Genomic DNA, 22,228 nt, shown 5'->3' with positions numbered 1-22,228 from the left:
CTTATTCCTCTGCCGCAGTATCTTCTGCTGCTTCCTCTTCTGTCGCTGCATCGTCAGCAGTGCCGTCTTCAACCGCTGTCTTGTCTGTAGTTGCCTCATCTGTAACTGTCTCGTCTGCAGTTGCCTCATCGGCTGCTTTCACCGTATAGATCCGGTCAAATGTCAGTTTTTCTACATTTTTATCATTTACTGTGATCTCTGCGCCCTCTTTCAGCGGATCCAGCCATGCGGAATAGGCTTCATTGGTACGATCACTTAAAATACTGTCGATCTTGGTCTGCGTTGCATCTGCATCGGAAGTACTCTCCATATATACAACATAATAGCCATTATCAGACTCGATTACATCTGAATACTCACCGTCAGACAACTGCTCTGCTGCAGCATAGACATCTTCATTCAGTGTCTCGTCATCTTTTCCATAGGTAGCAGGAACTACACTCAGACTGTAGTTTTCTGCTGCTGCGCTTAGATCTCCGCTCTCTTTTGCTTCTGCCAGAAGAGCTTCCATATCTGCTTTCTTCTGCTCCTTCTCTGCTTCGGACAGAACAACGGTATTACCTGCATCATCCGTGGTATCTTCTGTACTGTTCAGTACATAGGAGATCTTCTTCTGATTTGCCTCTTCCGGATCTACTTCGGTATCAATGGTTGTCCCAAAATACTCATGTACTCTCTGCTGAAGAGTGATAAGTTCCAGTACATGCGTAACAGTTGCCTCATCAGCTGTCATGGCATCCAGCGTCTTGCTGTCATTGGCTGCCAGGAATGCCTGTACAGTATCTGCGATCTTGCTCTCATCCTCATCGGTCAAGGATATGCCCAGTTCCTCTGCATTTGCCTCAACCAGATAATATTCTTCCAGGGTCTCAAGAGAAGAATCTCTCATAGTAACACCATATACAGATCCGCTTCCGGTAATATCTGTATTCATAAAGGTCTCACCAAACATTCCTCCATATGCATTCTGCATATTGGCCTGCTGATAACGCAGATAAAAATTCAGTTCTCCCAGTGGAACAGAAGTTCCATTCACACTGACAGCTTCTGCACTTCCATTTACCGTATGTGGGGCACTGCATCCAGTCAGGGCAATTGCTCCCATTAACAGAACGGCCAGCAAAGTGGTCGCTTTTTTTTTCATCATAATAACAAAATCCTCCTGCAAATCCGTATATTTCTTCTGATTATATGCTCTTTTTATATTCAAAGCAACTCTTTTAATACATCTTTCACAATTACAGAATCCATGATTTCTTCATTCTGCACGATCTGTGCATCTGCTCTCCACTGCTCATAGATTTCCTGTGCATAACTCTGCTGCGCCTGCTCTGTCAGATATTCCTTCCAGTATACGGTTCCGCTCTCATCATAATCATTGGTATGCTGTACCAGAAACCAGCCTTCCTCTGTCTCAATAGGATCGGACACTTCCCCAACTGCCAGTGCCCTGGCTGCATCCAGCATCAGTGGTTCCTGTCCGTCTCCCTCATTGCTGCGTCCCATACTGGATTCAATCGGTCTTAGGCCGGCCTCTTCTGCCACGCTCTTCAGATCCCCTGTTTCCTTTGCTTTCTGACTGAGTTCCTTCGCCATCTGTGTGCGCTCCTGAACTTCTTCATCAGAAAATGGTGTGAGATTTCCATCCGCATCCCGAAGTCCGGTAGTAGAAATCAGCACATAACAGATTCCCTCTCTCTGATAGTCTTCTTCAGCAATATCCGGCTCATATTCTTTGCCTGCCAGTTCTTCTACTTTTGTGGACAGCTCCGTGGCAGACAATTGTTCTGTGACAAACTCTTCATCCGCTCCTGCAAAATCCAGAAGTGCTGCATGATAGGCACTCATGAAACTCTCTGCCCGTTCAGACACTGCTGCTTTTTCTTCCGCTGTCAGTTCTGCATTGTATTCTTGTGCATGCTGATTCAGGATGTGAGTCTTACAGATCACTTCCATGACTTCCTTTTTTAATCCATCTGCCATGGTAGCCCCGCTGTCATCTGTCTCCACAGACCACATATCATCCCCGTAGTCCTCCAGATATTGCTTTTCCCATTGCATCTGATTCATCCGCAGATAAAAATTCCATTCCCGCAGGGAAACAGGCTCACCGTTGATCTCGAAAGCAATCTTGTCCCAGTCCGCTTCTGAGACCCCCTGTTCTCCGGCATCTGCAGAGGATCCTGTCTCCTGTACATCCGTCTCTTCCTCGCCGACCGGTCCAGCAGCTCCGCAACCGGCCAGACCGGTCAGCAGAAAGGCCGTCAATACTCCTGCTGCCATCTGCCGTATCATTTTTCTCATCTTTTCGTATCTCATGGTGCATCCTCCAATAATACTTCCATCTCTTCCAGAATCCGCTCTGTGGTCTCCAGAAGCTTTCCTGAGAAATCCTGACGACTGCTCCTGGAAGTGTAAGCAAACTGTACGGGCTCCGTCTTCCGGAAAGTGAGTGCTCCATCCATCCGCGCCAGCAGATCCGGGATCTTCGCTGCATTGATCTGTGCCTTCTCGTACATCGTAAATGTAATCTGATCCGGTCTTCCCTTCACTTCCTTGATATACAGTCTGCGGGCCATACTCTTCACCTTGGTGATCTCCAGCAGGTTCATAACTGATTTCGGCGGCTCCCCAAACCGGTCGATCAGCTCTTCCAGCATATCACTTCGCTCTTCCTCATTCTCCACCGCTGCGATTCTCCGATAAATATCCAGCTTCAGTGCCTCATTTTTAATATAGCTGTCTGGAATAAACGCATCGATCTGAATATCTGCAACCGTCTCAAAATCATCCAAATCCGGTTTCTGCCCACCCTTCATGCGGGCAACTGCCTCACTCAACATCTTGCAATACAGGTTATAGCCTACCGCCTGCATATGTCCATGCTGCCGCTGTCCCAGCAGCGTTCCTACCCCACGGATCTCCATATCCCTCATAGCAATCTTAAATCCGCTTCCCAGATCCGAGTATTCCCGGATCGCATGAAGACGCTTCTCTGCCACCTCTTTGAGCATCTTGTCTTTTTTATATAGAAGAAATGCATAAGCTGTCCGGTTCGACCTGCCTACACGACCGCGCAGCTGATAGAGCTGGGACAGTCCCATCCGGTCCGCATCATGAATAATGATCGTATTTACATTGGAAATATCCATACCCGTCTCGATGATCGTAGTGGAGACCAGCACATCAATCTCCCCTTCAATAAAGGCATACATGATCTTTTCCAGCTCATGTTCTTTCATCTGTCCATGGGCAAATGCCACATTTGCCTCCGGTACCAGTTCCTGGATCCGATGTGCCACCTCTGCGATAGTCTCTACCCTGTTATAGACATAGTAGACCTGTCCCTCTCTTGCCAGTTCCCTGCTGATGGCAGCGCGGATCATCTCTTCATCATATTCACACACATAGGTCTGGATCGGCATACGGTCAATAGGCGGTTCTTCCAGCACGCTCATGTCGCGGATCCCTGTCAGACTCATATGAAGCGTTCTTGGAATAGGCGTCGCACTTAAGGATAACACATCAATGTTGGTCTTCAGCTTCTTGATCTTCTCCTTGTCCGCCACACCAAAGCGCTGCTCCTCATCAATGATCAGAAGCCCCAGATCCTTGTATTCCACATCCTTGGACAGCACTCTGTGAGTTCCGATTACAATGTCCACCAGCCCTTTCCGAAGATCTTCCACTGTCTTCTTCTGCTGGGCAGGCGTGCGGAACCGGCACAACAGATCGATCCGCACCGGAAATTCCTTCATTCGCTGAACAAAGGTATTGTAATGCTGCTGGGCAAGGATCGTAGTCGGCACCAGATATACTACCTGCCGGCTCTCCTGTACTGCCTTAAATGCTGCACGAAGTGCCACCTCTGTCTTGCCATATCCAACGTCTCCGCAGATCAGACGATCCATGATCTTACCGCTCTCCATATCATGTTTGGTATCCATGATTGCTTTCTGCTGATCTTCTGTCTCCTCATAAGGGAACAATTCCTCAAATTCCTTCTGCCAGACTGTATCTGGTCCGTATACATAGCCTTTCTCCGACTGACGGGCCGCATATAATTCCACCAGGTCCTTTGCCACCAGCTGTACAGCGCTCCGCACTCTGGTCTTGGTCTTCTTCCAGTCCTGTCCGCCCAGAGAATTCAGCTTCGGTACCTTCTCCCCGTCGGCACTGCTGTATTTCTGGATCGCGTCCAGCTGGGTCGCCAGAATATAGAGGCAGGATCCTTTGCTGTACTCGATCTTCATATAATCTTTGACCGTCTTATCCACCGTAATTTTCTCAATACCACGGTAGATACCAAGTCCATGATTTTCATGCACCACATAGTCGCCCACGTTCAGATCACTGAAGCTTCCGATCCTGGTACCTTCATAAGAGCGCTGTTTCCGGTGCTTTTTCTTCTTTTCTTTTCCAAATACATCCGTTTCCGAGATCACTGCAAAACGGATCATGGGATATTCGTAGCCACGGTACACATTTCCATGGGTAACCATAATCTCACCAGGCTGTGTTATCCGGGTCTCATCCTCGCTGTAAAATGCACTTAGATCTTCTGCCAGCAGATCTTCCGCCAGACGGCGCCCACGGGTTCTGGACGCACACATGAGAACCACTCTGTATTTTTCTTTTTTCCATCTCTTCAGGTCTTTGACCAGAAGTTCAAAATGATTGTTGTAAGACTGAATGGATCTGGTATCTAACCGATACCGGTTATGAATCTCCAGTCGGCGGTCCGTAGCCTCCAGTGTGCTAAGCACCGCTCCCCGCATCTGATTTAACTTGTGCCAGATCACTTCACAGGCAATAATCTCCTCCGGCTGATCTTTTGCGATCTGTCCCTTTTCCATCCGGTTTTCAAAACTTTGTCTGTATTCTTTTTCTACCGTCTCCCCGCGCTCCAGCAGACGGTTACTTTCATCCAGAAATACCAGGGATCGGAATTCTTTGATATAATCCAGCAGACTTTCCCCTTTGTATCCCTGCTGATCTGGCGAAAGCTCGGCCGCTGGATATAACGTGATCTCCTCCAGATTTTCCATGGAACGCTGACTCTGGGCATCAAAGCTTCGGATGGAATCCACCTCATCATCCCACAGTTCGATCCGGACCGGATACTCCTCTGTCAGCGGATAAATATCAAGGATGCCTCCACGGATTGCAAACTGTCCCGGCAGCTCCACCTGCCCAGTCCGCTCATAGCCCATCTGAACAAGTCTTTTTCCACAGGCATCCATCTCCAGAATACTTCCAACCCCGATAGTCACCATCAATTCCCGCCATTTTTTCAACGGCAGCAGAGGGTCCATACAGCCATCCAAAGTGGTAATGATCACCGACTTTTCTCCAGACAAAAGGCTGCTTACTGCAGATACCCGCTGGCGCAGCAGTTCATTTCCCTGAATATCTGCCTGAAAGAACAGGAAATCCCTGGCAGGATAGTAATACACATCCTCCCCGAGTGCCTCATATTCTTCATAGATTTCCTTCGCCTTCAGTTCATTATAAGTAAGGATCAATTTCACAGGCCAGTCTCTTCCCAGACTGTACATCAGATGAGTCTTCTGAGAATCCACACAGCCCGTGATCAGCTGAAGTCCTTCTTCTTTTTTCAACTGCTCCCGTATCTGACCAAATGCTTCCAGCTCCAGCAACGGTTCATAAAAGGTGTCCATAACTTCTCCTAATTAAAATCATTCATTGCCTTATCCGGCCCGTCCGTCAAGATCTCGGCTACTGCGGCCGCTGCCCGGTCGTAAGCCTCTTCCATCAGTTTCTTTTCATCCCCCTGAAAATGTCCCAGCACATAATCTGCCAGATCATATCCTTCGGGCTTCTCTCCCACGCCTACACGGACCCTCGGAAATACCTGGGTTCCCAGATGGAGGATAATATTCTTGATTCCATTATGTCCACCGGCACTTCCCTTCTTGCGAATTCTTAAGTGTCCCGGTGCCAGCGAAATATCATCATAAATCACCAGAAATTCTGTTTCCGGATCAACTTTATAAAAATCAACCGCTTCCCTGATACTCTCTCCACTTAAGTTCATGAAGGTCTGAGGTTTCACCAGCAGCACCTTCACACCCTCGATCACACCGGTTCCGCAGATGGCCTTGTGTTTTTTTGTATTCATATCTATATGATATTTGGAAGCCAGACGATCAATAACCTGAAATCCCACATTGTGTCTTGTTTTTTCATATTTACTGCCCGGATTTCCCAGACCTGCGATCACATACATCGTATATCTCCTATCTCGTTCATTCTTGTCATTAAACAGTGCAGTTCGATTATACTTCACAGTGGCTTCCATTTGCAAGGATATCCTTCTTTGGTACGATTGTCATTCAGACAGTCCATTTTTACAATTTATTTTCTCTCCATACTGTTACTATGGTGAAATACAGCCACATAAATTTTCATATGTCTCAGTGGCATTTTCTTTTCCTTTATAATGAAATTATTATGATAATTATAGGATAATACTATTTTACATATAGTTAAAGATTTTTTATACTGTTTTGGGAACGGATAGTAGACAATTCTTCAAAACAAGTGTTATTAAAGAGGAGGAATTTCCTATGCAGGATAAAAAACATGTGTTATTAAAAATATTTATATCAACCCTATATCTCAGTGCTTTTACTTTCGGCGGTGGATATGTAATTGTTACCTTGATGAAAAAGAAATTTGTGGATGAATACCACTGGATTGATGAAGATGAGATGCTGGATCTAGTAGCGATTGCCCAGTCCGCTCCCGGTGCTATCGCTGTCAACGGTGCCATTGTGGTAGGATATAAGCTGGCAGGCCTGATTGGTGCTGCTGTTTCTATTGTCGGAACGATTCTACCACCTTTTCTCATTATCTCCGTTATTTCGCTCTTTTACACCGCTTTTCGGGATAATTTACTGGTAAGCCAGATGCTTGAGGGAATGCAGTCCGGTGTAGGTGCAGTGATCGCCATTGTCGTTTATGAAATGGCCGGAGGTATATTACATGAGCACAATTGCCTTTCCAATGTCATTATGTTTGCTGCTTTTACAGCATCTTGTATCTTTCAGGTCAATGTTATCTATATTATCCTAATATGTGGAGCTCTTGGCATATTAAAAATATCGTATCAAAGAAGGAGGACCTCTGCATCATGATTTATCTGGAACTTTTTCTAAGTTTTTTACAGATTGGACTCTTCAGTTTTGGTGGTGGTTATGCAGCCATGCCACTTATCCAGGGACAAGTTGTAAATGGACACCATTGGCTTTCTATGACAGAATTTACCGATCTAATCACCATTTCCCAGATGACACCTGGACCTATTGCTGTCAACTCTGCTACCTTTGTAGGGATCCGCATAGCTGGGATTCCAGGTGCTCTGGTCGCAACTCTGGGGTGCATTTTACCCTCCTGCCTTATTGTAACCCTGATTGCATCCTTTTATCTTAAATACAGAAACTTATCCGTTTTCCAGAGTGTCCTTGCTACTCTGCGTCCGGCTGTAGTTGCCATGATAGCCGCCGCAGGTGTCTCCATTCTGACAATCGCTTTCTGGGGAAGCAAAACTGCCATTACTCTTAGGAGTACCCATTGGAGTCTGGTTTTTATTTTCATCATTTCTGCAGTCCTTCTGCAAAAATATAAAATAAATCCAATTCTGGTCATGATTCTGGCAGGAATCATGAATACAGGACTCTCATTTATACACGGAGTGTTATTATGAAACTGATTGCAAAATATTATATAAACAATTACAAAATTTATTTAGAGAATTCACAGCTCATCAGTCAGGTTCAGAAAAATCTGACACATGCTGTATAGTTTTATTTTTCTTTACGCAGTAAATTCCGGGCATATGCCCTTCTCTGCGCCAGCAGCCAGATCTGACTTCCTTTCTATCTGGCCAAACGCGAAAGTTGTGCTCCACCGAGAAAATTGGAGTAATCTAAAAGTTTTTGTTTCAATCTAAAAAAGAAAAGGAGTTGCACACTAACCAATTGGTGCACCGCTCCTCTTCTTTTTTCTTGTCCTTATAAATTTTAATTATGTAACTTTTTATTCTACTGCTGCCGCTTCAATGGTACTCTGATATTTTTCAAGAATCAGAGACTGAATGCAGTCACGTGTGGAAGAATTGATCGGGTGTGCAATATCTCGATACTCTCCATCAGACGCTTTACGGCTTGGCATCGCGATAAACAGTCCTTTCTCTCCTTCAATCACTTTAATATCATGAACGACGAACTCTTCATCTATGGTGATAGACACCACCGCCTTCATCTTGCCTTCTCTGGCAACTTTTCTTATCCGTACATCTGTAATTTTCATAAGACACCCCTGTATATTGTATTTTTATGTTTTTGTATATCCTGATGATTCAGAGCCACATTCGCAAAATCGCCTCTACGAGGCTTTCCTTTTGCTCATGTATGGCTGCTCGCCATATACATGCTCCGAAATATGTGCCTTCATGCAAGCATGAGTCCCATATTCTCGGGCATGTGCATGGCTCTGAATCATTACATAATATATCTTTCATTTTTTTCTATCACCACTTTTACACCGTCTTCCCCTACGTAGCGGGAATTGGCCCGAATGGTATCTCTGCTCTCCACGATGCAGTTTTCGATACAGGTGTTGTCACCCAGATATACATCATTGAGAATAATGGAATTTCTGATCACACAGTTATTTCCAACGAATACTTTCTTAAACAATACAGAATTCTCCACCGTGCCATTGATGATACAGCCGCTGGCAACCAGACTATTCTTTACATTGGCTCCTGCATTATATTTTGCAGGCGGAAGATCCTGAACCTTGGAATAAATATCCGGGTAATCGTGCAGAAAATGCTTTCGCACATCTGCTTTCAGGAAATCCATGTTGGTCTGGTAATATGCATCCACAGATGCGATACTGTTCCAGTAAGTATCCATCTTATATGCGTAGATTCGTTTCACATTCTTATAACGAACCAGAATGTCTCTTACAAAATCGTACCGATCCTCTTCCGCACATTTCTCAATCAGTTCGATCAGCTGTCTGCGTCGGATAATATAGATTCCACAGGAAACCAGATGGGCATCTGTCGCCATCGGCTTTTCTTCAAAATCCATGACTCTGCCGGTCTCGTCCGCTTTGATCACACCAAAGCGGCTCATGTCTGTATCCTGTGGCATCTCCTTGCACACAACCGTAATATCTGCTTTTTTGTCAATATGATATTCCAGCACTTTATTGTAGTCCATCTTGTAGACGCCATCGCCGGATGCGATCACCACATATGGTTCATGGCTTTGCTTTAACCAGTCAATGTTCTGCCAGATGGCATCTGCCGTTCCTCTGTACCAGTAGCTGTTCTCCGCTGTCACAGTCGGTGTGAAAATATATAAGCCGCCCTGCTTTCTTCCGAAATCCCACCATTTGGATGAACTGAGGTGTTCATTTAAGGACCGTGAATTGTACTGCGTCAGCACTGCAACCTTCTGTACATGAGAGTTGGACATGTTGCTCAATGAAAAATCAATGCTTCGGTAGCTTCCTGCCACCGGCATAGCCGCAATGGCACGCTTGCTGGACAGTTCTTTCATTCTGTGATTGTTGCCGCCCGCTAAAATGATTCCTATTGCTCTCATGTTCTATCACCCGCCTTAATCAAAGTCTCGCCGCTTGCAAGTATTCCGTCCGGATAGTCCGCTTCTTCCGTCTTACCGGAAATCGCAGTGTTAAGACCGATCTGAACATTTGCCGGAATCTCTGTCTTCTCTCCAATCGTTACCAGACCATAGGAGTATACTTTTGGATTTACTTTGTTCGGAATATTTTCTCCCACACCCAGCTTACAGTTCTCACCGATCACGACTTCTTCTGCAATGATGGACTTGTCCACCGTACAGCCAGGTCCGATCACAGTGTCTTTCATAATAATCGAGTCACGTACCACTGCTCCCTTTCCAATGGTAACACCTGCTCCGATCACAGATCCTATCACCGTTCCTTCAATCGTAGAATTGCCGCAGACAATACTGCGCTCAATAAATCCATCCTCCGATACGTAAAGGGGCGGTAACGCATCACTCTTGGTATAGATCTTCCAGAATTCTTCATACAGGTTAAATTCCGGTATGATATCGATCAGCTCCATGTTGGCTTCCCAGTAAGATCCAAGAGTTCCTACATCTTTCCAGTATCCGTTGTACTCATAAGCAAACAACCGCTCGCCCCGTTCCAGGCAGTCTGGCAGGATATGCTTTCCGAAATCACATCCCGGCACGTCCTTCATGCGGATCAGTGCTTCTCTCAATACTTTCCACGTAAAAATATAGATTCCCATGGATGCCAGATTACTTCTCGGCTTCTCCGGCTTCTCTTCAAATTCATTGATCTGTCCGTTCTCATCTGTGATGACTACACCAAATCTGCTCGCCTCTTCCCACGGAACCGGCATGCAGGCAATCGTCACTGCTGCGTTATTCTCTTTGTGATAATCCAGCATCACTTCATAATCCATCTTATAAATATGGTCACCTGACAAAATCAGGACATATTCTGGATTATATGTATCAATATAGTCAATGTTCTGGTAAATGGCATTGGCTGTGCCGGAATACCAGTCACTTCCGGCGCTTCTCTCATATGGTGAGAGAATAGTTACTCCTCCGTTGTTACGATCCAGATCCCACGGCATTCCGATCCCGATGTGTGTGTTCAACCGCAGAGGCTGGTACTGAGTAAGTACACCAACCGTATCGATCCCGGAATTGATGCAGTTGCTCAGTGGAAAGTCAATGATCCGGTACTTGCCGCCAAAGGCAACTGCAGGTTTTGCAACCTTTGCAGTAAGCACGCCCAATCTGCTTCCCTGACCGCCGGCTAACAACATGGCTATCATTTCTTTTTTAATCACGCTATCACCTCTTGATGCAAACATTATAATGCTTTGATGTCTGTATTATAGCACACCTTTTGTAAATAGTGAACATTTACAGAGAAAAACATTCATCGTTTTTTAACATTTTTCGACAGTTTTTTCTTGTTTTTGATAAATTTTCATCTTGTTTTCGTCATTTTTGCTATATGATTTCATGCTTTTTTGTTCAAAATGATATTACCCGGTCTTTCCTGACAGAAGTGCGTTGATTTTTCTTCTGAAGACGATATAATAATAGGAAAAAACAGAAATGAGGATTTCTTATGTATCAGATAAATTTTGACTCACCGGTACATGTACATTTCATCGGTATCGGAGGCATCAGTATGAGCGGTCTGGCTGAAGTTCTGCTTCAGGAAGGCTTTACCATCTCAGGTTCCGACAGTCAGCGGTCCGAACTGACCAGACATCTGGAAGAGAAAGGAGCAACTGTCTTCTACGGACAGACTGCAGACAATATCAAACCAGGCATCGATGTGGTCGTCTACACTGCCGCCATCCATCCGGATAATGCCGAGTTTGCCGCTGCCAGATCCGCTGGCATTCCCATGCTGACCAGAGCTGAACTGCTGGGTGAGATCATGCGTAACTACAAGACGGCCATCGCTGTTGCCGGTACTCACGGAAAGACTACTACCACTTCCATGATCTCCATGATCCTTCTGGAAGCACAGGCAGATCCTACCATCTCCGTGGGTGGTATCCTGCCGGAGATCGGTGGAAATATCCGCGTCGGCAGATCAGATCTGTTTCTGACCGAAGCATGTGAGTACACCAACAGCTTCCTGTCCTTTTTCCCGACTGTGGACGTGATCCTGAACATCGAGGAAGACCACCTGGATTTCTTCAAGGATCTTGCTGATATCCGCCACTCCTTCCATCGGTTTGCAGAACTGCTCCCGGCACACGGGCTGCTGGTAATGAATGGAGAAATCAAGAACATAGACGAGATTACCAATGGTGTGGATGCTGATCTGGTCACATACAAAGTGTCCGGCGAGGCAGATTACACCGCTTCCGATATTACCTATGACAGACAGGGCTGCGCATCCTTCACACTGGTTCACAAGGGAACCCCTGTAGGACCGGTAGAGCTTCATGTACCAGGTATCCACAACGTATCCAATGCATTGGCTGCCCTGGCGACCACCATGGAACTTGGCTTTGATTTCAAGACTGCTTCCGAAGGTCTGGCTATGTTCCACGGAACAGACCGTCGTTTCCAGTACAAAGGAGAAGTGAACGGTGTCACCATTATCGATGATTATGCCCATCATCCGTCCGAGATCCGGGCAACCCTGAAGGCTGCTGCCAATTATCCGCATCGTGAGATCTGGTGTGTGTTCCAGCCTCACACCTATACCCGTACCCGCGCATTCATGCACGAGTTTGCGGAAGCACTTTCCCTTGCCGACCATGTAGTACTGGCAGAGATCTACCCGGCCAGGGAAACTGACAACCTGGGAATCAGCTCCAGAACTCTGCAGGCAGAACTGCATAAAATAGGAAAAGACTGCGATTACTTTTCCACATTCGAAGAGATTGAAGAATTTTTATTAAAAAATTGTATGCACGGTGATCTGTTGATAACTATGGGTGCCGGAGATGTGCTGAGAATCGGGGAAAATCTACTTCAGAGATAAAGTTATCCACATTATCCACATGTTTATCAACATAATATGCTGCATAAACATGTGGATTTTTTCATGGAAAACAGATTTACATAATACATTTCGACACCATTCGACAAATTCTTGAAAATCCTTGTATTTCTGGTCATTTTTTGTCGAAACAGGTTTCCCATAAATGTAACTATCCACCAAGTTATCCACATTATCCACATTCCCTCAAAAGTATCCACAGAGGAAAGTGTGGGCTATTTCTTTTTTGGATAAGCTGTGCTATACTCCGTAATAGGTGGAGGATACTGATTTATGAGTCATTTTACGTTAACAACCGGCACTTCTGTCGGTACTACTTCTATTTCCAATATTTTCCTGGATGAATATATGCCGGGAGCTAATGGTGAATATGTGAAGGTCTATCTGTACCTGCTTCGTTCGCTTGGTGACAGCACCAGAGAGCTGTCTGTGATCGGTCTGGCAGATGTACTGGACTGTACGGAAAGTGACATTCTCCGCGCGTTTAAATACTGGGAAAAGCAGGGACTGTTGAAGCTGGAGTGCAATGCCTCCAATGTGCTTCTTGGCATCTATCTTTGTGAGCCGTCCCACTTACGAACTACTGGTCAGCCCGACAGACATGCCTCTGTCACCACCCCCGGTTCTTCTCCTGTCGTTCCTTCTGTTGCTTCTGCATCTGCCGTACCGGAACGTAAGGCATACAGCCGGGATCAGTTACGCGAGTTCACTTCTCAGTCTGACTGCAGACAGCTTTTATTTGTCTGCGAACAGTATATGAAAAAGACGCTGACGCCATCCGAGATTGAGACATTGCTCTACTTCTACGACCAGCTCCATTTTTCTGTGGATCTGGTGGAGTATCTGGTAGAGTATTGTGTCTGCAAGGGAAGCAGCAGCATTCATTATATCGAAAAGGTAGGTCTTGCCTGGGCAGAGGCAGGAATCACCACCGTCTCTCAGGCAAAGGAACGGACTACCACTTACCGGCGCAATACTTTCGCTATTATGAAGGCCTTCGGCATCAACGACCGTAATCCGGTCCAGCCGGAGCTTGACTATATCGAAAAATGGCTGGGAACTTATGATTTCACCCTGGATCTGGTTCTGGAAGCCTGCCGCCGGACCATGGATCGTCTGCACAAACCGAATTTTGACTATGCAGACAAGATCTTACAGAGCTGGTCCGAAAAGAAAGTACATACGCTGGCAGATGTGGAACGACTGGATCAGGAACACCAGAAAAAGAACAGCACCCGGAAAAAGCCATCCGCTGCCAGGGCAACCGGATTCACCAATTTCCAGCAGCGTGACTATGATTTTGACAAGCTGGAAGAGATGCTGCTTCAAAGCCAGAAATAACAGGAGGATCACATGCCGCTTACCAATAAACAGTACGATACGATCATGCGGGAATATGACCGCCGCCAATATCAGGATTACCGGCTTCAATGTACCCGGATCGATCAGATCTACGAACAGATCCCCAGGATCCGTGAGATCGACTCAGAGATCTCTGCCTGCAGTCTTCGTCAGGCGGAGCGGATGATCGACCAGGAACCAGGGGCCATGAAGTCCTTAAAGGACGAGCTGACACTGCTCAAAGCTGAGAAGGAAGGACTTCTTCTATCCGCCGGTTATCCTGCTGACTATCTTAAGATGCATTATACCTGTCCGGAGTGCAAAGACACCGGTTATATCGGCCGCAAAAAGTGCCATTGCTTTTTACAGCAGGAGATCCGTCTGCTCTATTCTTCTTCCCATCTGGATCAGATTCTGGCAGAAGAGAACTTTTCCCATCTGTCTTATGATGTCTATGATGAGGAGCAGAAGCAGATCATGCCGGAGATCATCCATACCTGTCATCAGTTTGTTAATGGATTTGATCAGGAATTTAAGAATATTCTGTTCTATGGTTCCGTAGGAACCGGAAAGACCTTTTTATCCAACTGTATCGCCAAAGAGCTTCTGGATACGGGACATTCCGTAATCTATTTTACATCCTTTCAGCTCTTTGAGCTTCTGTCCATCGGAGCACCGGCAGATAAGTGGAATCTGCACCAGCAATATGAAGCTCTGCTGGACAGCGATCTGCTGATCCTGGATGATTGCGGAACGGAAGTTTCCAATACGTTTACTGTGTCCAGACTGTTCCAGCTTCTAAATGAACGGGCACTGTTGAGAAAGTCAACGATCATCTCCACGAACCTGTCCATCCGGGAATTCCGTGATGTGTACAGTGAACGTATTTTTTCCAGGATCACCAGTTCGTACACTTTGCTTAAACTGACCGGCAGTGATATCCGGATTCGCCGGAAAATCAACCGAACTTTGTGAAATTCCTTGACTCTGTATCATAGGAAATGTTATAACCATTGAAGTAGATCTATATAGGTATTTACATATTCGGAGCTATTCATGAGGCAGGCTCTGAATATACGATTATTTTTATACATTTTGGAGGGCATATTATGATTCAGCAACGCAGTGAACGTGTTCTTGAGACGATCCCGGTAGGATCCCTTGGCATCATTCCTCTTCCCAGTTGTAAAGAGCTGGGTGATAAGGTCAATGATTATCTGGTGCAGTGGCGGAAAGAAAGCGCCAACGAGCACAAGGATAACATTGCATTCCAGGGCTATGAGCAGGAATCTTTCCTGGTAGGAGCAAAGATTCCCCGTTTTGGTTCCGGTGAAGCAAAAGGAATTGTTCAGGAATCTGTCCGCGGACGTGATCTTTATCTGATGGTAGATGTATGTAACCACAGTCTGACTTACAGCCTTGCAGGCCATACCAATCACATGTCACCTGATGACCATTATCAGGATCTGAAACGTATTATCGCTGCCTGTGGAGGAAAAGCAAGACGTATTACTGTTATCATGCCATTTCTCTATGAAAGCCGTCAGCATAAACGTTCTGCCCGCGAGTCACTGGACTGCGCACTGGCTTTGCAGGAGCTGGTATCTATGGGTGTGGACAATATCATCACCTTTGATGCGCATGACCCGCGTGTACAGAATGCAATCCCGCTGTCTGGTTTTGAGACTGTACAGCCTGCTTACCAGTTTATCAAGGCACTGCTCTCCAACGTAAATGACATTCAGGTAGACAGTGAGCATCTGATGGTCATCAGCCCTGATGAGGGTGGTACCAGCCGTGCAGTTTATCTGGCAAATGTGCTGGGTGTAGACATGGGTATGTTCTACAAACGCCGTGATTACACGAAAGTAGTCAATGGACGCAATCCGATCGTTGCCCATGAGTTTTTGGGCAGCAATGTAGAAGGAAAAGATGTTCTGGTCATTGATGACATGATCTCCTCCGGTGAGAGCATGATTGATGTAGCAAGAAAGCTGAAAGCCCTTCATGCGAAACGAATCTTCCTGTATTCCACCTTTGGTCTGTTCACCAATGGTATGGAAAAATTCGATGAGGCTTATAAAGAAGGATTGTTCTATCGCGTACTGACTACCAACCTGGTATATCAGACCCCGGAGCTTCTGTCCCGCGAATATTACATCAGCTGCGACATGAGCAAATACATCGCTCTTCTGATTGATACGCTGAACCATGATGCATCTGTCAGTGATCTTCTTGATCCCTACGAAAGAATCCAGCGTTTCCTTGATCGGTACAAGAACGGACAGGTATAATAAAGGGACTGCCGCAAATGCAGGATGCATTTTGCGGCAGTCTTTTTTGAATCATATAGAAAACGACTGTTTTTGCGTCGTGAAAGGAATTATATGCCCAATTTTATCTTCATTTCCCCGGCCTTTCCCGGCAATTATGAAAATTTCTGTGTTGCCCTGAGGGCAAACGGTGTCAATGTCCTCGGCATCGGAGACACCCCTTATGACTGTCTGTCTCCGCGCCTGAAGAGCGCGTTGACCGAATATTACCGGGTAGAAAATATGGAAAACTATGACGAGATGTTCCGTGCTGTTGCATTTTTATCCTTCCACCATGGAAAGATCGATTACCTGGAGAGCAACAACGAATACTGGCTGACCCAGGATGCAAGACTTCGGGAAGATTTTCATATTACTACCGGTCTTCAGCCCAAAGATATGGACCTGATCAAATACAAATCAAAGATGAAAGCCGGTTACGAAAAAGCCGGCATTCCCTGTGCACGTTACCATCTGATCTCTGACCTTACATCGGCACAGAACTTCATCAGGGAAGTTGGATACCCTGTGATCGTAAAACCAGACTGCGGTGTCGGTGCCAATGACACCTGGAAACTCACCTGCGAAGCGGAGCTTCTTGACTTTTTCCGCCATCTTCCATCCATTCCTTATATTATGGAAGAATATGTTCCCGGAGAGATCTGCTCTTATGATGCGATTGTAAACAGCAAGGGATCTCCCCTTTTTGAAACCGGCAATATCACACCGATCTCCATTATGGACTGTGTGAACGACCATAACTCCATTAAATTCTATATTGTAGATCAGCTGGCCGAAGACCTGAAAACCTGCGGACGTGCCTGCCTGAAGGCTTTTAAAGTGCACAGACGCTTCGTGCATCTGGAGTTTTTCCGTCTGTTGGAAGACCATCCGTACCTTGGCAAAAAAGGCCAGGTTGTAGGTCTGGAAGTCAATATGCGTCCTTCCGGCGGACCTACCCCGGATATGATCAATTTTGCGTATAACATCAACTGCTATCAGTACTATGCGGATATGATGATCTATGATAAACTGCGCCATAAGACCAAGACTTCGCCTGCCTTCTGCGTCTATGTAGGCCGCTGGAAAGAGCATCCTTATGCACATACTCACCAGGAGATTCTTGAACACTGGGACAAATATCTGAAGGTTTCCGAGGAACTTCCGGAAGTACTTGCACATGGCATGGGCAATTATATGTATCTGGCAAGATTTGAATCCAAAGAGCAGATGGACACCTTCTGTCAATATGCGTTGGAGATCAAAGAGCCGGAAGTTTTACCGGAAATACCGGTAAAGAAGACAACTCGAGTCCGTAAAACTGCAGGTGCGAAACGATCTTCTAAAATTTCGCAGAAAGGATCTGAAAATTCATGATAGAAATACTGGAAACAAGCTGGTACAGTGACCGGCTTGGGCGGGAGATGCCCGTAAAACGTTATGGAACCAAAGGAAAACCCTGTCTGGTCATTCCTTCTCAGGACGGTAAACATAATGACTTTGAGAGCTTTGGCATGGTAGAAGCCTGCAGACCTTTTATCGAAAATGGAAGACTTCAGTTATTCTGCGTGGACACTATTGATGCAGAGACCTGGTCCTGCACCTGGAAAAATCCCAGAGACCGGATCTTCCTGCATGAGAAATGGATGCAATATCTGTTCTGCGAAGTACTTCCCTTTATGAAACAGGCTACTCCCGGACAATTATCCATGACCATGGGATGCAGCATGGGCGCATTTCATGCAGCTAATCTGTTTTTCCGTTTTCCTGACCAGTTTGATGCAACCATCTGTTTAAGCGGTGTCTATGACGCTGCCAGCATTCTGGGCGGCTATATGGATGATCTGGTGTACCTGAACTCTCCATACCATTGTCTCCAGCACATGCCGGAAGATCACCCGTATATGGCTCTGTACCGCAGAAGCCACATGTATTTCTGCGTAGGCCAGGGTGCCTGGGAGGATGAACTGCTGGTAGATACCCGCAAGCTGGACAGCGTACTGAAAGCAAAAGGCATCCCTGCATTTGTAGATTACTGGGGATATGATGTAAGCCATGACTGGTGCTGGTGGCAGAAACAGGCTGCTTATTTTCTTGGAAAGATCTTGTAATGTTCACAGAATCTACATTTGACTTTCGATCTGACGAATCTTAGAATGAAACATATGTAGAATAGCGAAAGGAATAATGAAAATCATGAAAAAAATAACTGTATGGCTTCTGACCCTGGCATTTGCTGCAACAATGCTGGCCGGATGCGGAAGCAAAACTGATACTACGGATACTACCGAGACTACTGAAGCGACCTCTGCAGCTGACGAGACCAGTGATGGAGCCGCTGACACAGCAGACACCTCTGAGAACGAAGAGCTGCTCACAGGTCTTCATCATGTGACCATCGATGTGCAAGATTATGGCACGATTTCTCTGGAACTGGATGCAGATACTGCCCCGATTTCTGTAACCAACTTTATCAATCTGGCAAATGAAGGCTTCTACGATGGTCTGACTTTCCATCGTATCATCTCCGGATTCATGATCCAGGGCGGCGATCCCAATGGAAACGGAACCGGCGGTTCTGAGAAGACTATTAAAGGCGAGTTCTCTGCAAACGGTGTAGAAAATGATATTTCTCATGTGCGAGGTGTCATCTCCATGGCACGTGCCAATGACCCGGACAGCGGATCCTCCCAGTTCTTCATCGTCCATGAGGACAGTACTTTCCTGGATGGCCAGTATGCAGCCTTTGGTCATGTAACCGAGGGTATGGATGTAGTTGATGCCATCTGCGAGGCTGTACCGGTGCAGGACAATAATGGAACCGTTGCTGCAGCTGACCAGCCGGTAATCACTGCTGTTACGGTGGTTGATTAAGATAATAAAAGCTACTCACGAGTTGTATACTTATGAGTAGCTTTTTTTATGTACTATGAATATTCGATGAAAATTGTGCAAATATTGTTCTACACAACGCCCATGGCACTGCTGACGGCGGCACCGCAGGCTGCCTCTTCCTGGTAGATCGCCAATGACAGTTCTGCACCGAACATCTCACTGCTGATCTCCTGAAGCACTTGATTCTTTCTCAGTCCATTACCGGATGCAACCAGATGGTTGACTTCAATGCCTGTAGCCTTATAGATGATCTGATACATATCATACAGCTCTTTGATCATGCCATGAAGCACCCCATAGGTCAGTCCTTCCGGAGTAAAATTCTCTTCACTTAAGTTCGTGATACCACCGCGGATATCCGGATTGATTCTGGTTCCATTAAACCGTGTGGACACTTCCATCTTATCACTCTGCTCTTTTCCTTCACGAGCCATCTCTTCCAGAAGTCCATATAATGGCTCGTCATTTCCAGTAGCTCTCTTCATAAATCTACGGAAAAATTTCTCAAGGGTGGCATACGCTCTTCCACCGCACAGAGAAGCACCAACCAGAAGATATTTTCCATTTACAAATGGTCTTGCCTCGATTCCTTCTCCTGAGAACAGCTGATCAGACAGCACAGAGATCTGTCCACCAGTTCCCATATTCAGAAGGATCGTATTCTCTCTGAATCCCACAGATCCAAGAAAGCTTGCCTGATTGTCTCCCAGTGCAGCAGTTACCGGGATTCCCTTATACTTACCAAGCACTGCCACATCACCGGTCACTTCCGGGAGAATAGATGTATCCATTCCCAGCTGTTCCAGCACTGCTTTGCGGAACTCTCCTTTTTCACTGTCAAACAGATTCAGTCCAAAACTTCCTGCATTGCTGGCATGCACCAGCGGAGTTTTTCTTCCGGTCAGCTTCATGCCAAGGTAATCTCCAATCGAACAGAAGGTCGCTGCTCCTTCTGGCACGATCTCTTTTCTGCAGTGATACAGATGGGTCACCAATCCAAAGCCTGTGGACACGGTAAGTCCTGTTTTTTCGTATACTTCCTGAACAATGCTCTTACCGTCAAATTCCGGCTGCGCACCTCTTCCATCCTGCCAGGTATATAATGGGCTGACGCACTCCCCCTCGTTGTCCAGATACACGATTCCATGCATCTGTCCGGTCAGTCCGATACCCTCTACATCAGGAAATTCCTCCAGCAGTTCGTCCAGAAGCGCACATGCCTTGGTACGGATCACAGATACATCCTGGATCTGCTCCCACTCATGCTCAGCCTTGATAAAGCTGCCATTCTGAATCGTCTTCGCTTTCAGTACCTTTTTTGCTTCTGTATCAAGGACAACTCCACTGATCGTTGTTGTTCCGATATCAATTCCCGCCGCTCTCATCTTCCGCCTCTTCCCCCTTATCAGACAGATTTTCTCTTTCTTTTAATTCTTCTGCGCTGAGCTTCATGGCTTTTGCAAAGCCCGCTACGCATAAAAATAAACCAAATAATGCAAATACAGCCGCAATCGCAATGATCAGCGCAGGATTATCCGCCTGAATACCCTGATGCAGATCCCTGCCCATACTGTAAGCCGTGTAGATCAAATACGCTCCCAGCATCATTTTTACATATTGTCTCGTTCGCTGCTGTGTCAGTGTATCTGTCTCTCTTTTTTTCTTAAACATGGTCATTTTCCTTTGCAAATTTATTCATTGATATTTCAATAATACCTGAATTTTTGGTCTTTGTAAATAAGAGACAGGAATACCCGAAAGTATTCCTGTCTCTATAGAACTACGTTGATGATATGTCCTTATTTGCTATGCTCTTCGTCATATTTATGGAAAGCATCTACCTTCGGCTGAGATGCGCATCCCGGCACAAATTCATTGGTAAGGAATGCATCTACGAACAGTTCTCTCTCTTTGTTTCCTGTGGTGAATGCACCCATGCACATGATATTTGCATCATTGCTGAGTCTTGCCCTCTGAGCTGAATATACATCGGATACCAGCGCTGCATAAGCACCCGGGACTTTGTTTGCTGCGATAGATACACCGATTCCAGTTCCACAGATCAGGATTCCTCTGTCGTATTTTTTAGCTGCTACTGCCTCGCCTACTGCGATTGCAACGTTAGCGTAGATCGGATCTTCACTTCCGAAATCAGTTACTTCTCCATATCCTTTTTTTGCGATATATGCGATTACTTCCTCTTTTGCAGCCTGTGCATTCGGGTCACATCCAATAGCGATTTTCATTTTATTTTCCTCCAGTCTTCTCTTAGATCAGTTTTACTGAGACTCGTACTTTTTCTTTGCCATACGAATCAGGTCATTGAACTTATCAGCCTGCCATGCAGCACGTCCTACGAACAGACCATCGATAGACGGCTGAACGATCAACTCTTCTGCATTGCCTGGATTTACGCTGCCACCGTACAGTGCCGGGATCTCTCTTCCCTCTTCACCAAACAGCTCAACCAAGCAGTTCTTAATCTCTTTATGCATTCTCTCTGCATAATCTGCAGTAGCCGGTGTACCATTGACACCGATAGACCATACCGGTTCATAAGCAACCCATACACGTCCAAGATCTTCTTTTTTCACTCCGGAAAGTCCAACCTTCAACTGGGTTCTCAGCACTTCCGGTCCCAGATCGTATTTCTTCTCTTCTGCGGTCTCACCGATGCACAGAAGAGTGGTAAATCCATGATCCAGTCCACATCTTACCTTTTTACTCTCATCCTCATCTGTCTCTCTGAACACATGCCTTCTCTCAGAATGACCGATCATGACCAGCTTGATTCCAACTTCCTCAAGCATCAACGGAGAGATTTCTCCGGTAAACTGTCCCTGCTCTTCCCAGCACATGTTCTGCGCACCAAGTTTTACATACTTCTGATCGATGGTTTTACCCACGCGCTCCAATGATGTGTAAGACGGGATGATGAAAAGCTCGATCTCGTCTCTGCTGATGTCTGAAGTAAGCTTCACCAGCTCTTTCAGGTAATCCTCTGTCTGCTGGATTCCTTTATACATCTTCAGGTTACTTCCAAAATAAAGTTTTTTCATGATATCTGTTTTCACTCCGTT

At 45.9% G+C, this 22,228-nt stretch carries 20 protein-coding genes; 9 read left to right on the top strand and 11 right to left on the bottom strand.

Annotated elements, in window-relative coordinates; translation table 11 throughout:
- Position 1 precedes the first annotated feature (1 nt).
- Genes WMO62_RS08780 through pth form a run of 4 tightly spaced genes read right to left on the bottom strand, consistent with a single transcriptional unit; the run spans position 2 to position 6,250 of the window.
- Complete coding sequence (locus WMO62_RS08780) at positions 2-1,147, bottom strand: peptidyl-prolyl cis-trans isomerase (protein ID WP_349144456.1); 1,146 nt, start codon at positions 1,145-1,147, stop codon at positions 2-4.
- A 59-nt stretch (positions 1,148-1,206) separates the two neighbouring features.
- On the bottom strand, positions 1,207-2,319 hold the full coding sequence (locus WMO62_RS08775; RefSeq protein WP_349144455.1) for a peptidylprolyl isomerase: 1,113 nt from the start codon (positions 2,317-2,319) through the stop codon (positions 1,207-1,209).
- Positions 2,316-5,681: a transcription-repair coupling factor gene (mfd, locus tag WMO62_RS08770; RefSeq protein WP_349144454.1), complete on the bottom strand. Its 3,366-nt coding sequence runs from the start codon at positions 5,679-5,681 to the stop codon at positions 2,316-2,318. The genes WMO62_RS08775 and mfd overlap by 4 nt, the downstream gene beginning before the upstream one ends.
- 8 nt (positions 5,682-5,689) lie before the next feature.
- Positions 5,690-6,250 (bottom strand): aminoacyl-tRNA hydrolase, encoded by a 561-nt coding sequence (gene pth / locus WMO62_RS08765; protein WP_147601634.1) that lies wholly within the window; start codon positions 6,248-6,250, stop codon positions 5,690-5,692.
- Positions 6,251-6,590: 340 nt separating this feature from the next.
- Between pth and WMO62_RS08760 the strand changes: the two genes are divergently transcribed.
- The gene (locus WMO62_RS08760; protein WP_118510812.1) at positions 6,591-7,160 is read left to right on the top strand and encodes a chromate transporter; all 570 of its coding nucleotides are present in this window, start codon (positions 6,591-6,593) and stop codon (positions 7,158-7,160) included.
- Positions 7,157-7,729 carry a chromate transporter gene (locus WMO62_RS08755; RefSeq protein WP_118438560.1) on the top strand — a complete coding sequence of 191 codons (573 nt, stop codon included), beginning with the start codon at positions 7,157-7,159 and terminating at the stop codon, positions 7,727-7,729. Before WMO62_RS08760 ends, WMO62_RS08755 begins: the two co-directional genes overlap by 4 nt.
- Positions 7,730-8,061: 332 nt before the next feature.
- On the opposite strand, the gene spoVG is transcribed toward WMO62_RS08755, so the two are convergent.
- From spoVG to WMO62_RS08740, 3 genes are all read right to left on the bottom strand, one after another.
- Positions 8,062-8,334 carry a septation regulator SpoVG gene (gene spoVG / locus WMO62_RS08750; RefSeq protein ID WP_118438561.1) on the bottom strand — a complete coding sequence of 91 codons (273 nt, stop codon included), beginning with the start codon at positions 8,332-8,334 and terminating at the stop codon, positions 8,062-8,064.
- Between the two features lie 191 nt (positions 8,335-8,525).
- Entirely contained in the window at positions 8,526-9,644 is a 1,119-nt protein-coding gene (gene glgD, locus WMO62_RS08745; RefSeq protein ID WP_118627340.1) for a glucose-1-phosphate adenylyltransferase subunit GlgD, read from the bottom strand.
- Positions 9,641-10,915 (bottom strand): glucose-1-phosphate adenylyltransferase, encoded by a 1,275-nt coding sequence (locus WMO62_RS08740; protein WP_349144453.1) that lies wholly within the window; start codon positions 10,913-10,915, stop codon positions 9,641-9,643. The genes glgD and WMO62_RS08740 overlap by 4 nt, the downstream gene beginning before the upstream one ends.
- 287 nt (positions 10,916-11,202) lie before the next feature.
- Between WMO62_RS08740 and murC the strand changes: the two genes are divergently transcribed.
- The 7 genes from murC (at position 11,203) to WMO62_RS08705 (ending at position 19,127) form a co-directional block, all read left to right on the top strand.
- Complete coding sequence (murC, locus tag WMO62_RS08735) at positions 11,203-12,582, top strand: UDP-N-acetylmuramate--L-alanine ligase (RefSeq protein WP_349144452.1); 1,380 nt, start codon at positions 11,203-11,205, stop codon at positions 12,580-12,582.
- A gap of 291 nt (positions 12,583-12,873) precedes the next feature.
- Entirely contained in the window at positions 12,874-13,941 is a 1,068-nt protein-coding gene (locus WMO62_RS08730; protein WP_349144451.1) for a DnaD domain protein, read from the top strand.
- A gap of 12 nt (positions 13,942-13,953) precedes the next feature.
- The gene (locus WMO62_RS08725) at positions 13,954-14,916 is read left to right on the top strand and encodes an ATP-binding protein (protein WP_349144450.1); all 963 of its coding nucleotides are present in this window, start codon (positions 13,954-13,956) and stop codon (positions 14,914-14,916) included.
- A gap of 137 nt (positions 14,917-15,053) precedes the next feature.
- Entirely contained in the window at positions 15,054-16,235 is a 1,182-nt protein-coding gene (locus tag WMO62_RS08720; protein ID WP_349144463.1) for a ribose-phosphate pyrophosphokinase, read from the top strand.
- 93 nt (positions 16,236-16,328) lie between these two features.
- The gene (locus tag WMO62_RS08715) at positions 16,329-17,630 is read left to right on the top strand and encodes an ATP-grasp domain-containing protein (protein WP_349144449.1); all 1,302 of its coding nucleotides are present in this window, start codon (positions 16,329-16,331) and stop codon (positions 17,628-17,630) included.
- The gene (locus WMO62_RS08710; protein ID WP_349144448.1) at positions 17,627-18,364 is read left to right on the top strand and encodes an esterase family protein; all 738 of its coding nucleotides are present in this window, start codon (positions 17,627-17,629) and stop codon (positions 18,362-18,364) included. The genes WMO62_RS08715 and WMO62_RS08710 overlap by 4 nt, the downstream gene beginning before the upstream one ends.
- An 85-nt stretch (positions 18,365-18,449) precedes the next feature.
- Positions 18,450-19,127 (top strand): peptidylprolyl isomerase, encoded by a 678-nt coding sequence (locus tag WMO62_RS08705; protein WP_349144447.1) that lies wholly within the window; start codon positions 18,450-18,452, stop codon positions 19,125-19,127.
- An 89-nt stretch (positions 19,128-19,216) separates the two neighbouring features.
- On the opposite strand, the gene WMO62_RS08700 is transcribed toward WMO62_RS08705, so the two are convergent.
- From WMO62_RS08700 to WMO62_RS08685, 4 genes are all read right to left on the bottom strand, one after another.
- Positions 19,217-20,533, bottom strand: coding sequence for a sedoheptulokinase (locus tag WMO62_RS08700; protein ID WP_349144446.1), 1,317 nt, complete (start codon positions 20,531-20,533; stop codon positions 19,217-19,219).
- Positions 20,514-20,819, bottom strand: coding sequence for a hypothetical protein (locus WMO62_RS08695; RefSeq protein WP_349144445.1), 306 nt, complete (start codon positions 20,817-20,819; stop codon positions 20,514-20,516). The genes WMO62_RS08700 and WMO62_RS08695 overlap by 20 nt, the downstream gene beginning before the upstream one ends.
- Before the next feature lie 128 nt (positions 20,820-20,947).
- Positions 20,948-21,394, bottom strand: coding sequence for an RpiB/LacA/LacB family sugar-phosphate isomerase (locus tag WMO62_RS08690; RefSeq protein ID WP_118438569.1), 447 nt, complete (start codon positions 21,392-21,394; stop codon positions 20,948-20,950).
- A gap of 33 nt (positions 21,395-21,427) precedes the next feature.
- Complete coding sequence (locus WMO62_RS08685; protein ID WP_118510822.1) at positions 21,428-22,207, bottom strand: triose-phosphate isomerase; 780 nt, start codon at positions 22,205-22,207, stop codon at positions 21,428-21,430.
- Positions 22,208-22,228 lie beyond the last annotated feature (21 nt).

This window comes from Hominiventricola aquisgranensis, assembly GCF_040096225.1.
Taxonomy (GTDB): Bacteria; Bacillota; Clostridia; order Lachnospirales; family Lachnospiraceae; genus Hominiventricola; species Hominiventricola aquisgranensis.
The sequence above is the reverse complement of the archived record's forward strand: the minus strand, read 5'-3'. Positions and strand labels throughout refer to the sequence as shown.